The sequence below is a fragment of the Nonomuraea sp. NPDC050153 genome (genome assembly GCF_044460125.1).
Lineage (GTDB): Bacteria > Actinomycetota > Actinomycetes > Streptosporangiales > Streptosporangiaceae > Nonomuraea.
In genome coordinates, this window is the sequence record NZ_JBITJQ010000050.1 from 26,093 (window position 1) to 40,611 (window position 14,519).

The following is a 14,519-nucleotide window of genomic DNA, read 5'->3' on the forward strand; positions in this document are numbered from 1 at the left end:
CGCTCGCCTCCGCCCCCACCCCGGATGGCTCCCCACGAGACTCCGAGCCTTCAGGGGCTGGGTACACCGTTGCCGTTTCGCCCCCGGCCGGCCAGCACCTCCTCCAAGGTCGGCCGGACGTCGCCCGGCTCGCGCGGACCCGGCTGGGCCAGTTGGATCAGGACGCCTTGAGCCTCCTTCGGGTGCAGGAAGACCTCGCGCCAGCGGGGATCCGCCTGGTTGAGGCCGTGCAGGCGGTAGCCGCGGGCGGTCAGCAGGGACACCGCGGCCGCCAGGTCGTCGACGTGGAAGTTCAGGTGGTGGACGCCGCCTCGCCCCCTGGTGAGCTCGAAGAAGCTGTCGAAGAACGTCGACCCGGCCAACGGCTCCATGAGCTCGACCTTGCCGCCGTTCGCATAGGTGAGCTGTAACGTGCGGTAGCCGGCGGCCCGGTTGTCGCCACCGCCGCCCAGGTGCCGGCCGCCGAGCAGGTCGCGGTAGATCGGCAACAGGTCCCTGATCCGGGGAGCGGCCACGGCCGTGTGGTCGAAGGAGACTTCGAGGCCGTCGAGTTCAAGATCCAACACACGACTCCTTACTCCAGGCGATCCTAGAATTTGATTCTAGCCACAGTCGAAGATCTCACCCTTGACGACGGGCACAGTGAGGAGCAGCATCACAGAAATGAATTCTAGAGCTAGCTTCTAGAACGCATGGCGGGGGTCCAGCCCACAGAAAGGCAAGCCATGAGGCTGTCCTACGTCCGCGAGCTCGACGAGTACCCGACCGGCGCCCGCCGCATGAAGATCCTCACCATGGCCGTGCTGGCGATCCTCATCGGCTCCTACGAAGGGCAGATCGCGCCCGTCGTACCTCTCCTCCTCAAAGATCTCCACATGTCGCTGGCCACGTACGGCGCCGTGTCGGGCGCCGCGGCGGTGGCCGGGGCGATCGCCTCCATCCTGGGCGGCAGACTCACCGACCGCCTCGGCCGGGTGCGGCTGCTCATCCCGCTCATGGGCCTGACGGCCGTGTGCTGTTTCGCCATGACGCTCGTGCACAGCCCGCGCGACCTGTTGATCGCCAGGATCGTGCTGGCATTCGTGGACGGCGTGGCCATGGCCAGCACCGCACCGCTGATCCGGGACTTCTCACCACGCCTGGGGCGGGCTCAGGCGTTCGGCTTCTGGACGTGGGGACCCGTCGGCGCGAACTTCCTGGCCGCGGCCATCGCAGGCTTGACCCTGCCGATCTTCAACGATTCGTGGCGCTCGCAGTTCGTCATCATGGGCTGCTTCTCGCTCGTCATTTCGGCGGTCATCGCATTCAACATCGCGGACCTGTCTCCGGAGCTGCGGGCCCGGATCCAGCACACCGAGCAGGCGGCGGCTCAGGTGGTGGATCTCGAACGACCGGCGCGCGTGCGCTCGCTCTTCGTCAGGCGGAACATCTGGGCGCACGTCATCGGCATCTCATTGTGGCTGGTGCTCTACATCACGCTGTCGCTCTTCGGGCAGACGATGCTGGTCGACGCGCTCGGTATCAGCAGTGCTCAGGCTTCGACGATCATGGCGGCGTTCTGGAGTCTCAATCTGCTCACGCTGATCGTAACAGGGCGCCTGTCCGACCGGACCCAGCTGCGCAAGCCGTTCTCCCTCGGCGGAACCATCGCCGCCGTCCTCGTCACCGCCTACCTGGCCGTCTCCCTGGGCCAGGAAGGCGTCTCCACCGGCATGCTCATGGTGGTCGGCGCGCTGCTCGGCGGCTCGCTCGGAGTGGCGTACGCGCCCTGGATGGCCAACTACTCCGAGGACGCCGAGGACGCCGACCCGCGGCTGCAGGGCACCGCGTGGGGGCTGTTCGGGTTCCTGACCAAGGCTATCGCGGTGGTCGGGCTGCTGGTCATCCCGCGCGTTGTCGCGGCGACGGACTGGCAGACGTGGCTGTTCGTGGCGCTGGGCTGTCTTGTCCTGTTCATTCCCGCGATCGTGATGTTCAATGGGCCGTGGCGCCGACCTGCCCGCACGCCCGTCACCGTCGCCCTCGGGGAGGCCGAAGGATGACCGAACTGTCCGACGTCGCCGGCTCCGACCTGCGCGGGATCCGTCACCTCGACATCGACGACGTGCTCGCGTACGTACACCGCGACCTCAAGCGGCTGCCCGACTACACCGAGCTGTACAAGCGCTACCTGCGCCAGCGATGGGACGTCTACGAGCTGGACTTCTCCCAGGACGTCATCGACTGGCGCGAGCGCATGTCGCAGGAGGAGCGGGACGCGTTCGTCGGGATCTCCGCCGGGTTCCATCATGGGGAGCGGCAGGTGGAGGTGGAGCTGCCGGTCTTCATGATGGGCGGCTCCGAGGAGTCCAAGATCTACATGTCCAGCCAGATCGAGGACGAGGCCCGCCACACGGTGTTCTTCGACCGTTTCTACCGCGAAGTGGTCGGCATGCCGGGCGACTCGGTGCAGGAAGTGCTGGACGCGTCGTTCGAGCACGTGTCGGAGACGTTCGTGGGGCCGTTCGGGCTGCTCGCCTACCAGGCCGACGAGCTGCGGAAGGACCCCGAAGACCCGGCCGCCCGGGTCCGCTACGGCACGACGTACTTCCTGTGGATCGAGGGCGTGCTCGCCCTGTCCGTCATGAAGATCACGCTCACGTACTGCCGGGAGCGGGGGTTCCTGCCCGGTTACTACACCGGCTTCACGGCCACGTGCCGGGACGAGGCCAGGCACGTGCAATTCGGGATGCGGTTCCTGCGGGACTCGGTGCAGGAGGATCCGCGGCTGCTGCTCCAGATCCACGAGACGCTCCGTACGATCCTCGCCATCAACGGCGCCACCAGCCGCAGGCTCGCCCTCGAGTCGCTGGGCTGGTCGCCGGAGGAGGTCAGGCGCCTCATGATCCGCCAGCTCCACATGAAGCTGGTGGACGTGGGCATCGCGCTCCCTCCGGACATCCAGGACATGGTCGCCCGCATCGCACCAGAGCTCGCCGGAGGCTGACGCATGCGCTTCTTCACCCCGGAATGGGCCGAAGCCGTCCGCGCCGCCGTGACCACGGGACCTCCCCAGAAGGGCAAGCTGCCGGCGTACTGGGATTGGATCGAACGTGCCCGCGCGGGCTACACCGCCACGTGGGCCCTAGGCGTACGTGAGACGGGCACGTACCTGGTCCTGACCTGGAAAGACGGCAAGTGCGCCGAGGCGGCGATCACTTCCGACCCCGGAGATGCCGACTATGTGCTGGCGGCCGGGGAGTCGACGTGGCGGGAGCTGCGAGAGGGCGCCGATCCCGGACGGGTGGTGATGTATCGGGGGATACGCCTGGAACGCGGGGACGTGTTGGCGTTCTTCCGGGTCATCTACTTCTTCGTGGAATCACTCGCCGCCCTGTCCCACGTCACCGTCGAGCCCTGAACGCCCGCTACGGCCGATCACCGCCGAGCATGTGCGAGCCTGCCCGGCGGCCGCCGAAGGGTGACGTCACGCCGCGCTCCGGCGGAGCAAGCGAGACGTCCGGCCGCAGTGCGGCAGACGACGTCGCCCGCGCTCCGCCGTTCGGGATCCCATCCGGAACGGCGGAGCGCGTGCGGGTCAGTCGCGGTGGAGCTTCCGGTACGTGACGCGGTGCGGGCGAGCGGCGTCGGCGCCCAGTCGCTCGATCTTGTTCTTCTCGTAGTCGGCGAAGTTGCCCTCGAACCAGAACCAGTTCGAGCCTTCCTCCCACGCCAGGATGTGGGTGGCGATGCGGTCGAGGAACCACCGGTCGTGCGAGGTGATCACCGCGCAGCCCGGGAAGTCGAGCAGCGCGTTCTCCAGCGACGACAGCGTCTCCGTGTCGAGGTCGTTGGTGGGCTCGTCGAGCAGGAGGACGTTGCCGCCCTGCTTGAGGGTGAGCGCGAGGTTGAGCCGGTTGCGCTCGCCGCCCGACAGCACCCCCGCCTTCTTCTGCTGGTCGGGCCCCTTGAACCCGAACGCCGCGATGTACGCCCTGGACGGCATCTCCACGTTGCCGACCTTGATGTGGTCGAGCCCGTCGGAGACGACCTCCCAGACGTTCTTGTTCGGGTCGATGCCGCCGCGGCTCTGGTCCGCGTACGAGATCTTGACCGTGTCACCGACGGTGATCGAACCGGTGTCGGGCGTCTCGTTGCCGGTGATCATGCGGAACAACGTGGTCTTGCCGACGCCGTTGGGGCCGATGATGCCGACGATGCCGTTACGCGGCAGGTCGAACGTCAGCCCCTCCATCAGCAGCCGATCGCCGAAGCCCTTCGTCAGCTCGTCGGACTTGATCACCGTGGTGCCCAGGCGCGGGCCCGGCGGGATCTGGATCTCGTCGAAGTCCAGCTTGCGGAACTTGTCGGCCTCGGCCGCCATCTCCTCGTACCGCTGGAGTCGGGCCTTGCTCTTGGTCTGGCGGGCCTTCGGGTTGGACCGAACCCACTCGAGCTCGTCCTCCAGGCGCTTCTTCCGCTTGACGTCCTTCTGCCCCTCGACCTTGAGGCGCTGCGCCTTGGCCTCCAGGTAGGTGGAGTAGTTGCCCTCGTACGCGTACGCGCGCCCGCGGTCGAGCTCCAGGATCCAGCCCGCGACGTTGTCGAGGAAGTAGCGGTCGTGGGTGACGGCCAGCACCGTGCCGGCGTACTTCTCCAGGTGCTGCTCCAGCCACTGCACGCTCTCGGCGTCGAGGTGGTTGGTGGGCTCGTCGAGCAGCAGCAGGTCGGGGGCCTCAAGGAGGAGCTTGCACAGCGCGACCCGGCGACGCTCACCACCGGACAGCTTCGACACCTCGGCGTCGGGCGGCGGACAGCGCAGCGCGTCCATGGCCTGCTCGAGCTGACTGTCGAGGTCCCACGCGTTGCGGTGCTCAAGCTGGTCCTGGAGCTTGCCCATCTCCTCCAGCAACTCGTCGCTGTAGTCGGTGGCCATCTGCTCGGCGATCTCGTTGTAGCGCTGGAGCATCGCCATCGTCTCGGCGACGCCCTCCTGCACATTGCCGAGGACGGTCTTCTCCTCGTTGAGCGGCGGCTCCTGCTGGAGCATGCCCACCGTGAACCCCGGCATCAGCTTGGCCTCGCCATTGGACGGCTGCTCCAGGCCGGCCATCATCCGGAGCAGCGTCGACTTCCCGGTGCCGTTCGGGCCGAGAACGCCGATCTTGGCTCCGGGCAGGAACGACAGCGTGACGTCGTCAAGGACAACCTTGTCGCCGTGCGCCTTGCGCACGCGCTGCAGCGTATAGATGTACTCCGGCATGCCCTCTAGCTTAGGGGCTCTCCACCCAGGCTTCCGACGCTCCTCCCGGTAAGACCCGAAAGACGGGCACCGTCCACACGTCCACGGCAAGGCCCCGCTCCCAACCCGCACACAAAGCAGCACCAAGAGCCAGAGACACAGCGAGCACGGCCCCCTGAGACTCCCCAGCAACACCCGCAACATCCCACCTCCGGAACCACAATCCGGTACGCCCCCACAAACCGCCTCGCATCCGGAACCACAGTCAAGTACGCCCTGCAACGGCCCCACCTCTGCACCCGCGCACTCAAGTACGCCCGCGAACAACCCCACGTCCGGAAGCACACTTCAGCCACACCCGTAACGACACCGCAGGCACACACCCAGACCAGCGCCCCAGGCCACACTCCGTAACGACACCTCAAGCACGCCCGAACGGCCCACAGGCCCGGGACATCAGGCTTTGGACATCAGGCCCCGGGCGTCGGGCCCCGGGCACCCCGGTATCAGGCGCCGGGCATCGGACCCAGCCCCTGGGCATCGGGCCCTGGGCATCGGACCGGCCCCTGGCATCGGGCATCGGGCATCGGGCATCGGGCATCGGGCGCCAGCGGTACCCAACGCCAGCCACCCCGAACGCTCGCCTCGACCCAGGGCACAGCGCACCCGCACAGATAGCACCGCCAACGCGACGCCGACGCCGACACCGACACCGACACCGACACCGACACCGACACCGACACCGACACCGACACCGACACCGACGGATCGTGCCCCAGCACCGCGCGTCCACGCGGACCGCGCTCGCCGAACACGAGCCATCGGCGACTGGCAGCACCTCAAGCCCAGAACGCTAACGCCCGCAGAACCGACATCACCAGCCAACCAGCCAAGGGCTAACTGCAACGCGGGGGCGCAGGAAGTTAGGAGTTGTGATCGTCGCTGGGCAGGGAACGCGGTGGTGGTGATTGGACGACGGGGATGCAGACGCGGTCCCGCCCCAGCTCTTTCGCCCGGTAAAGCGCCAGGTCAGCAGCCGCCAACAAGTCGATCAGATCGTCTCCGTGCACGCTCATCAACGCGACCCCCGCCGAAATGGTCACCCTGACGAGGGCGTCGTCGACAGGGATGGCCATGTGGCCGATGCGGGTACGGAGGCGTTCGGCCACCTGGCGGGCCTCGTGCATGTCGGCGCCGGGCAGAAGGACGACGAACTCCTCACCCCCGAACCGCCCCACGACGTCGTAATCGCGCAGTTGGCTGCGCAACGTGGACGCCACCCCCACCAGCACCTGATCGCCGACCAGATGTCCGTAGGCGTCGTTGACGCGTTTGAAGTGATCGATGTCGATGATCAGGACCGCCAGCGTTTCCCCCGTCCGGCGCGCCCGGACGATCTCGGTGTCCGCCTCGCGCTGCCAGGCGGCGGCGTTCAGCAGGCCCGTCTTGGCGTCGGTACGGGCTGCGGCCTGGAGCTGGGCGTGGAGGAGGCTGCGCTGCAGCAGCACCACCGGCGGCAGCGTCAGGATCAGCAGGGCCAGATTGAGTCCGCAGCAGATCGAGACCGTCACACCCAGGCAGAGCTCGACGACGTCCAGCAGCACGCTCTCCCTGTCCCACAGGACCTCCCGCCAGGCGATGTCGGGATCGGCGGTGTGGGCGGCGATGGCGATGAGGGCGATGTTCAGCAGGGCGAACAGCACAGCCGCCCCAACCACGCAAAGGATCGGCGGACCGCTCCCGAGCGACAGCACCCACGGGTCCTCGATGAGCCAGTGGAACGTGACGGACGCCGCACACCCGGCCAGACCGATCGCGGCCGCGCTGAACACCCGGCGGTAGAGAACGGTTGCCCGCACTCGTACCTGGAGCAGAGCTTGCAGGACGATCGGGGCGAAAATGGCGTAAAGCGGCGGCAGCAGCAGCGCGACCGGCAGCCACCAGGCCGACAACAGGTCTCGCGAGACACCGGCGGGCATGCCCAGCCGCCGACTGGCCTCGATGCAGACCGCCCCGCACGCCATGAGAGCACCGAACGTGAGCAGGTCCCGCCATTGGAACATGGTGGTCACCGCGAACACCATGATCGCGGCAAGGTCGAGAGCGACGATCGCACACAAATAGATCACGAGCGGGCGACGTTGCCCGAGCAACGGCCAACGGCCGGCCAATGTTGACACACCGTCGCGAGACCCGATCGAGGCGTGACTGGTCGCCGCCATCTCGTCTCCTCCCTAACTAACGATGTGTAACACAATAATTGCGGAGTGTGCGATGTGCGATGGGAACGGATACGTTGGCAGTGACTACCCACACCTGCTCATGCCGTGAGTAGGTCGTGTTGTACAGCCGTGCCGGAAAGGAGCAGCCATGGTGCGGGGCGTGACCTGGACCTGACAGATGCTCTAGCCATCTGCCGCGGACAACACCACACCATCGGCCGCCCTCGGGGGTTGTCAGTAGACGGGAACCACGGCCGGTGCCCCCTCCCCCCTCCTTCCCCTCCATCTCAACCTTCGCCTGCCCCCTTAGATCACCTCCCTTTCCAGCAACCTTCTCCCCTTAGACCGCTCGCCCTGGGAATCTCGCCCCTTCTCCAGGCGCGGCCAATGCCATATGACGAGGGCTTCCGTTCCTCTGCCTCGTGCCGTCGCAACTCGCCAGGGCTTCCCCTCTGTGATTTCTGCCGCGCGATTGCTCCCACGAGAGCTTCCCCTGCTTCAGCCACCGTCGTCATGGCTCACTCGCGAGGGCTTTCCCGGCGTCTGCCAATTGCCAGCGCAGGTCGTGGGAACCTCCGTTTCTCCAGCTACTGCCGCCGCAACTCAGCTCACAAGGGCCGCCCCTTCTTCCGGCTACTGTCGTCGCAGGTCATTCGCGAGGGCTCTCCGGCTTCTTCCTTCGCCAACGCACTCACAAGGGCCTCCTTTCTGCGGCACTGCCGTCGCAGGTCACTCGCATGGACATGCCTTGGCTTCTGCGGTTGCCCGCTCGCCCAGAGGCTCCCCTTCCATGGCTACTGCGGTCGTGGCTCGCTCTCTGAGAGCTGCTCAATTCCGGGTCTTCGCCGCTCACGCTCCCTTCGAAAAGACCTCCCCCGTCCTTCTTTTCTCTGAGAGCTGGCTTCCCTCGATGTCGTCCGTTCGAAGGCCTTCTCGCCGCCTGCGTCTGCGCTCGAGATCGCTGGTGCTGCGTCTCGGGATCCCGTCGGCCGGCATCCGGACGTACAGCAAAGGTCAGCACCGATGGGCGGCGGACGTGAGGGGCACAGGTTGGCCTATCGGTGCCCCTCATGTGCGCCTACGCCGCTACCCGTTCCTCCAGCAACTGCTCTTCAGCGTCGCTGTCTTCTTCCTCGTCGGCGCTCGCCTTACTCATCTTCTCGTCGGTCTCGGGACCGAGGAAGCGGACCGTGTGCTCTCCCATGCCTGGGGTGCGCCTCGTGCCGTTCTCCTCCCCTGCGGAGCGCATGGCGTCGTCCTCACCTCCTGAGGAGCCTGCGGTGTTGCCTTCCGTGCTCAGTGTGTGCACGGTGCTGCCGTCCTCTCCCGGTGAGCGGCGCTCTGGCGCAAGGGCGGGTGCCGCGTCGTGAGATCCCGAGGTGCGGTCGGTGCTCAGGGCGTAGAAGGGGTCGGATTCGGAGGTGGAGCCGGAGCGAGGGAGGCTTCGGAAGCTGCGGGTGCCCATGGCCCAGTCGCGGGTCTCCTCGTCCAGGCGGTCGCGCATCTCCTTGCTCATCGAGGCATTGCCAGAACGGTCCGGCTTGGTGAAGGCGCCGGTGCCCCAGCGCAGATCGTGCCCGACCGCGCTGGCCTCTATCTCGGGCACGAACCGGCGGTCACCCTCCGGGCCGAACTCGCGGATGCGCAGCTTGCCGGAGACCACCACAGGGTGTCCCGCCCGAATGGAGGCGGCCACGTTTTCGCCCAAGGCTCGCCAGCACCGGACCGTGAAGCACACCCTGTCGCCGTCGATCCATTGCCCCGCCTTCTTGTCGAAGTAGCGGTGTGAGGAGAACACCCTCAGCGAGGTGACCCTGCTGCCGTCATCGAAGCTGTATTGCCTCGGCTCTGCTGCGACGTTGCCGGTGAGCGTGATGTAGATGTCGTTCATCCCGTGCCTCCCATGCGGCGGGCCGGCTGCCCGCGATCTGGGATCAGGGTGCCGGGGAAGGGCTTGGTCGCGGGCGCTGGAACGCGGTTCTGTGGATAGGCGGAGCTGTCTGGGTGGGGCCTGTGGACGAGAGGCTTGTTGGGTCCTGTATCGGTGTGAGGGGTCGTGCCGATGCAGGCAGGCGTGTGGCGGGGTGCGGGGTGCGGGGTGGCTGGCCTGCTCGTGCGTGGCAGGAGGCCTTCTGCTCGCGCGAGGGCAGTGGGTCCCATGGCGGTCCCATGGCGAAGGTTCAAGCGGTGGGCGTGCAAGCATACGAGAGCCGCGATGCCAGCCTGCGAGCAAGAGGCTGCAAAGCGCCTTAGGACGCGAGGTCATCGGGCTGCGGATGTGGGCGCGGCTGTTCCTAGGACGCGGGCGCAAACGGTCGCAAGTGGTGGCGTACATGCCCGCGAGACAACAGCACAACAGCCGAAGGACGCCAGCGCGAACGCCCGCGAGACGACGGCGCAACAGCCGAAGGACGTCAACGTAAACGCCCGCGAAGCGGCCGGGCAAGCAGCCGAGGGGCGTCGGCACAAACAAACGGGCTTGACGCGTCGGCACAAATGCCCGCGAGACGTCGACGCACACCTGTGAGACGCCCCGGCCGATGCCCGTGAGACGCGGACGGGGCCCGTGAGACGCGGACGATGCTGGCCGCGGCTCTGGGAGGCGGCGGACATGCGGCCGGCTCCTGGGAGACGGCGAAGGTGCGCTCGGCTCCCGGGAGACGGCGGAGGCGTGCGTTGGCTCCTGGGAGACGGCGGAGGCGTGGGTTGGTGCCTGGGAGACGGCGGAGGCGTGGGTTGGTGCCTGGGAGACGGCGGAGGCGTGGGTTGGTGCCTGGAAGGTGGCAGGGGTGTGGGGTGGCGTGCGGATGGGCCGCCGAGGGCGTCAGGTCGACAGGTCTCGGAGGGCGGTGTAGAAGGCGTGGTGGCGGGTCAGTTCGCGTTCGACCGGCTCCACGACCATCGTCGTCGACACGGCCGCCACGCGGCGACGCATCTCGCGTTCCAGCCGCTCCCGCTCCCGCGAGGCGCCCAGTTCGACGAAGTTGCGGGAGGCGATCCCCGACAGCGCCCCCAAGCCGAGCACGGACGCCATCATCAGCCCCACCCACGGCAGCGTCGCGCTGTCGCCCAGCAGTTCCAAGGACGGAGGAAGCTGGCCCGGCATCAACAGGCCGACGACCAGCCAGGCCAGGCCGGCCGCGAACGCCGCCACCAGGACGTACTGCCACACCTTGAGCGCGCGCCACCACCCGGGTACCCGGTCGAGCTGCGGCGCGACCTCCGTGAGGTCCTCAGTGAGGGCCTGCGGGAGCTGGCCGGAGCGGGAGCGGGCCGCCTGGTGGACCGCCGTGCGCCACACCGGGTGCATCCCCACCGACAGCCCGTCGGCGAGTGCCTGTACGGCGTTGGCGACCTCGGCCGACTGGGCGCTCACCGAGCCGGTCGTGATGCCGCGGATCTCCTCCCCCACGTCCTGCAGGCGCAGACTCTTGAGCGGGTTCGAGCGGAACTTCGAGAACCACCGCGGGTACGGCCAGCCCACCCAGTGGCTCGACCGTTCGGCGTAGACGTTCTCCATGGCCTCGCCCACGGCCGGTACGCCCACCGCATCGCACAGAGCGTCCGTGAGCCCCATCCGGCGGGCCTCGTCGACCGAGGACGGCGCCGACAGGGCCTCGCCCAGCGGCATGGCCTTGCCGAGGCGCTGCTCCAGCCGGTGCAGGTCGGCCTCCAGCTTCTGGATGGCGGCGCGCCGGCGGGCCACCGCGGTCGCGATGACACTCCTGAGGCTCTCGATGCCGCGGCCCGTGACCGCGGAGGTGGGTACGACGCTGGGATGCTCGACGCCCTCGCGGCGCAGCAGGTCGTTGAGGTCGATGACCAGCTCGGCCAGCTCTTCCTTGGTGAGCCTGTCGGCCTGGTTGAGCGCGAACACGGTCACCGCCTCATGCCCCGCCAGCTCCGTCACGTAGCGGCGGTGCGTGGACGCGTCGGCGTACTTCTGCGGGTCGAGCACCCACACCACCAGGTCGGCCAGGCCGATGAGCCGGTCGGCCTCGGTGTCGGTGAGGGCCCTGATCGAGTCGTGGTCGGGCAGGTCGAGCAGGATCAGCCCGTGGAGCTGGCTGTCGCCCTTGTCGAGCGCGCTGGCCCGGGAGAAGCGGTGCCGCCACTGGATCTGCAGCCAGTCGAGCAGCGGGCCCGCGCCCTCCAGCCCCCACACGCAGGCATGCGTACGGGCGGTGGTCGGCCGGCGCACGCCGGTGGGCGAGAGCTCCAGCCCCGAGATGGCGTTGAACAGCGACGACTTGCCGCTGCCCGTGCCGCCGGCCAGGGCGACGACGGTGTGCTCGGAGGACAGCTTGAGCCGCTCCCCGGCCTGCGTCAGCAGCGCGTTGGCCTCGTTGAGCAGCTTCTTGTCCAGCCGCCCGGGACCGTGCTCCACCACCTTGGTGAGCGCGGTCAACCGCGGAGCCAGCCCAGGCCTGGTCGTCATGGTGGTCATCGGGCGACCTCGAGGTTGTACGTCGCCTGGTAGAGACGGGTCGCCACGGACTCGTCCGGAATGCCCGCGGTGTCGAGGGCTTGCACGTAACGCATGGATTCCTCGTCGAACAGCATGCCGATCCTGGCCCGCAAATCGCTGAGCGCCTTGGCGCCGATGCCGCGCAGCGACTCCGCGCCGAGCAGGGCGTTGACCAGCCGGTGCGGCACCCCTTCGCCGTTGGTCCCGCTGAACATCGCGACCGTGAAGATCAACGAGAGCGAGTCGGGATCGAACGACACCAGCTTCGACACCGACCGCTTGGCCACGCCGTCGGTGCGTACGAGCTCGCCCAGGTGCTCCTGCCACGACGCGATGGCCCGGCCGGCGTGACGTACGAGATGGTCGGAGGGCCTGTCGAGGCCCTCACCGAGCTTGGCGCCCAACTCGGAACGGTGCCGCCAGCGCGCGGCCACCTCCTCGGTGGCACGGTTGGCGGCGGCGACGATCACCGACTCGAGCCCGGTCCGGATCGCCGCCTTGAACGCCAGCACCCGCTCCGGCGCGTGCTTGGCCGACCGGCCGCGTTTGCGCACTTGGAGCGAGCGCATGAGGTCGCCGGAGCCGGCGAAATCCTGCCAGCGGGCCAGCACCTCGCCGTGCAGCAGCGAGCCGTTCTTGGACGCCTTGTCGACCTCGGCGAGCGCGCCCCGGAAGGCCGCCTCCACGTCGCTGCGCAGCTCCGTCCGGAACGCGACCTGCCCCTCCAGGTGCCTGGCCAGCGCCGGCACGCGGGTGCGGAAGCTGTTGAGCACGCCGTTGAGCGTCTCGCGCACGGCCTGGGCCCTGCGCTCCTCGTCGACCGACAGCTCGGCCAGCCAGAGCCGCAGGTCGGTGACCTCGCCGTCGGGCAGCCTGCCGTCGGTGACCTTCGCCTCGTTGATGACGAACCTGTCGATCTCACCCAGGCCGTATTCGGTGAGCATCCGTACGAAATGCTTCAGAACCACATCGACCGACCTGGGCTGCACCCGCGACAGCACGATCGCGAGCCGGGCGCCGCGCTCCTTGGCCAGCTTCAGCAGGTTCCACGCGGGGGCGTCGGCGTAGCGGGCCGCCGTGGTCACGAAGATCCACAGGTCGGCGGCGTCGAGCATGCGGTGGGCGACCTCGTGGTGCTCCTCGACGACCGAGTCGATGTCGGGGGTGTCGAGCAGCGCGACGCCCTGCGGGAGCTTCTCGGTCGCGACGACGACCATGCTCCGCATCCCGGCCTCGGGGGCGGGCTTGTCGAGCCGCTGGAGGCTGCCGAGCAGCTCTCCCTCCGCGAACCACTTACGGTCGTCCGGGTGACAGACCAGCACGGGGGTGCCGGTGGTCGGGCGGCGCACGCCGGTGCGTGAGACGTTCCTCTCGGCCAGCGTGTTGACCAGGGTGGACTTGCCGGCGCCGGTGGAGCCCGCGACCACGATCAGGGCGGGGGCGGTGCTGGTCCTGACCCTGGGGAGCACATAGCCCTCCAGCTGGGCCAGCAGCTCGGCCTGCGTCTGCCTGGCCTCTTCCGCGCCGGGCAGGTCGAGGCCGAAGCGCAGGTCCGCGACGCTCACCCGGAGCGTGTCGAGCGCCGCCATGAGCGCCTCGGCGGCCTCGCGGGGCAACTCCTCCCCGCGCGCCGGCTTCTCGGCAGATGCGCCGCCGGCCTCAGGCTTCTCGGCAGATGCGCCACCGGTCTCAGGCTTCTCCCCAGGGGCGTCGCTCGCGGACTTCTCACCGCCCCGGGACTCCTCACCACCCTGCGGCTGCTCGTCGGCGTCCGCCTCGCCGGCCGGGGACGGCTCGTCAACCGTCGGCTCGGCCTGCGACTGCTCGTCGCTCGCTTCCGCGCCCTGAGGCTGCTCGTCACCCGCCTGCCCGTCGTCGCTCAGCTCCGCATCGCCCAGCTCCGCGTCGCCCGGCTCCTCGTCCTCCGTGGCCGCCACGTCGTCCTGAAGCTGCCTGTCCTGAAGCTGCTCGTCCTGAAGCTGCTCGTCCTGAAGCTGCCCGTCGAGTGACGGCGGACCGTCCGGCGACGACGGCTCCTCGGCGCGCGGCTCAGGCTCGGCCTCGAACTCCTCCTCGAAGTCCTCCTCGAACGAGTCCTCCGTCAGGAAGGACGTCCGCTCGCGGCTCGCCTCCTCCGCGCCAGGCGGATCGGGCACGGCGGGTACGTCCGGCGCGGACGGCGCCTTGCCGGCCCCAGGACCGCCCAGCGCGGCCGGCTTCACGAAGAGGGAGGGCCGCTCGGCCTCGCCCGCGTCCACGGGATCGTCGGCCTCCTCAGGCACGTCGTCATCCACCGTGGCGGCCGGACCCGCCTCGGCGGCGGTCGCGCCGCCACTCGAAGCGGCGGCCTCGGCATCACCCGAAGCGCCACCTGAAGCAGCGGCGGCAGCATCACCCGAAGCGGCTGCGGCATCGCCAGGAACGGCGACCGGGTCGCCGCCAGGAACGGTGGCCTCGCCGGGCTCATCCGGAGCCGGTGGCTCCGGAGAAGGCGCGGAGGCCACAGAAGCCGGTGACTCCGCGGAAACCGGTGACTCCGCGGAAGCCGCGGAGGCCGCAGAAGCCTCGCGCTCCCCCGAAGCCGGTGGCTCGGCGGGAGCCCCGCGCT

9 protein-coding genes are annotated in these 14,519 nt (G+C 68.7%); 3 read left to right on the top strand and 6 right to left on the bottom strand.

Annotated elements, in window-relative coordinates; translation table 11 throughout:
* Positions 1–50 precede the first annotated feature (50 nt).
* Complete coding sequence (locus ACIBQ1_RS57300; RefSeq protein WP_397291648.1) at positions 51–563, bottom strand: VOC family protein; 513 nt, start codon at positions 561–563, stop codon at positions 51–53.
* A gap of 162 nt (positions 564–725) precedes the next feature.
* Here ACIBQ1_RS57300 and ACIBQ1_RS57305 point away from each other — a divergent pair, with 162 nt between their 5' ends.
* From ACIBQ1_RS57305 to ACIBQ1_RS57315, 3 genes are read left to right on the top strand one after another with little or no spacing between them, the layout of a single operon-like run.
* Positions 726–2,042, top strand: a complete 1,317-nt coding sequence (locus tag ACIBQ1_RS57305) for an MFS transporter (RefSeq protein ID WP_397291650.1) — start codon at positions 726–728, stop codon at positions 2,040–2,042.
* The gene (locus tag ACIBQ1_RS57310; RefSeq protein ID WP_397291652.1) at positions 2,039–2,986 is read left to right on the top strand and encodes a ribonucleotide-diphosphate reductase subunit beta; all 948 of its coding nucleotides are present in this window, start codon (positions 2,039–2,041) and stop codon (positions 2,984–2,986) included. The genes ACIBQ1_RS57305 and ACIBQ1_RS57310 overlap by 4 nt, the downstream gene beginning before the upstream one ends.
* 3 nt (positions 2,987–2,989) lie before the next feature.
* A complete protein-coding gene (locus tag ACIBQ1_RS57315; RefSeq protein ID WP_397291654.1) occupies positions 2,990–3,400 on the top strand; it encodes a hypothetical protein in 411 nt (136 codons plus the stop codon).
* A 177-nt stretch (positions 3,401–3,577) separates the two neighbouring features.
* On the opposite strand, the gene ettA is transcribed toward ACIBQ1_RS57315, so the two are convergent.
* The 5 genes from ettA to ACIBQ1_RS57340 all read right to left on the bottom strand — a co-directional run bounded on the left by ettA (position 3,578) and on the right by ACIBQ1_RS57340 (position 14,193).
* Positions 3,578–5,242, bottom strand: a complete 1,665-nt coding sequence (gene ettA, locus ACIBQ1_RS57320; RefSeq protein ID WP_397291656.1) for an energy-dependent translational throttle protein EttA — start codon at positions 5,240–5,242, stop codon at positions 3,578–3,580.
* A gap of 902 nt (positions 5,243–6,144) precedes the next feature.
* Positions 6,145–7,350 (bottom strand): GGDEF domain-containing protein, encoded by a 1,206-nt coding sequence (locus tag ACIBQ1_RS57325; RefSeq protein ID WP_397291658.1) that lies wholly within the window; start codon positions 7,348–7,350, stop codon positions 6,145–6,147.
* 1,171 nt (positions 7,351–8,521) lie between these two features.
* Complete coding sequence (locus ACIBQ1_RS57330) at positions 8,522–9,334, bottom strand: single-stranded DNA-binding protein (RefSeq protein WP_397291659.1); 813 nt, start codon at positions 9,332–9,334, stop codon at positions 8,522–8,524.
* Between the two features lie 933 nt (positions 9,335–10,267).
* Positions 10,268–11,890 carry a GTP-binding protein gene (locus tag ACIBQ1_RS57335; protein WP_397291661.1) on the bottom strand — a complete coding sequence of 541 codons (1,623 nt, stop codon included), beginning with the start codon at positions 11,888–11,890 and terminating at the stop codon, positions 10,268–10,270.
* Positions 11,887–14,193 (bottom strand): dynamin family protein, encoded by a 2,307-nt coding sequence (locus ACIBQ1_RS57340; RefSeq protein ID WP_397291662.1) that lies wholly within the window; start codon positions 14,191–14,193, stop codon positions 11,887–11,889. Before ACIBQ1_RS57340 ends, ACIBQ1_RS57335 begins: the two co-directional genes overlap by 4 nt.
* Positions 14,194–14,519: the final 326 nt, after the last annotated feature.

Coding starts and splice junctions, on each gene's coding strand:
- ACIBQ1_RS57305 (WP_397291650.1), top strand. CDS start 726: ATGAGGCTGTCCTACGTCCGCGAGCTCGACGAGTACCCGACCGGCGCC.
- ACIBQ1_RS57315 (WP_397291654.1), top strand. CDS start 2,990: ATGCGCTTCTTCACCCCGGAATGGGCCGAAGCCGTCCGCGCCGCCGTG.
- ettA (WP_397291656.1), bottom strand. CDS start 5,242: ATGCCGGAGTACATCTATACGCTGCAGCGCGTGCGCAAGGCGCACGGC.
- ACIBQ1_RS57310 (WP_397291652.1), top strand. CDS start 2,039: ATGACCGAACTGTCCGACGTCGCCGGCTCCGACCTGCGCGGGATCCGT.
- ACIBQ1_RS57330 (WP_397291659.1), bottom strand. CDS start 9,334: ATGAACGACATCTACATCACGCTCACCGGCAACGTCGCAGCAGAGCCG.
- ACIBQ1_RS57335 (WP_397291661.1), bottom strand. CDS start 11,890: ATGACCACCATGACGACCAGGCCTGGGCTGGCTCCGCGGTTGACCGCG.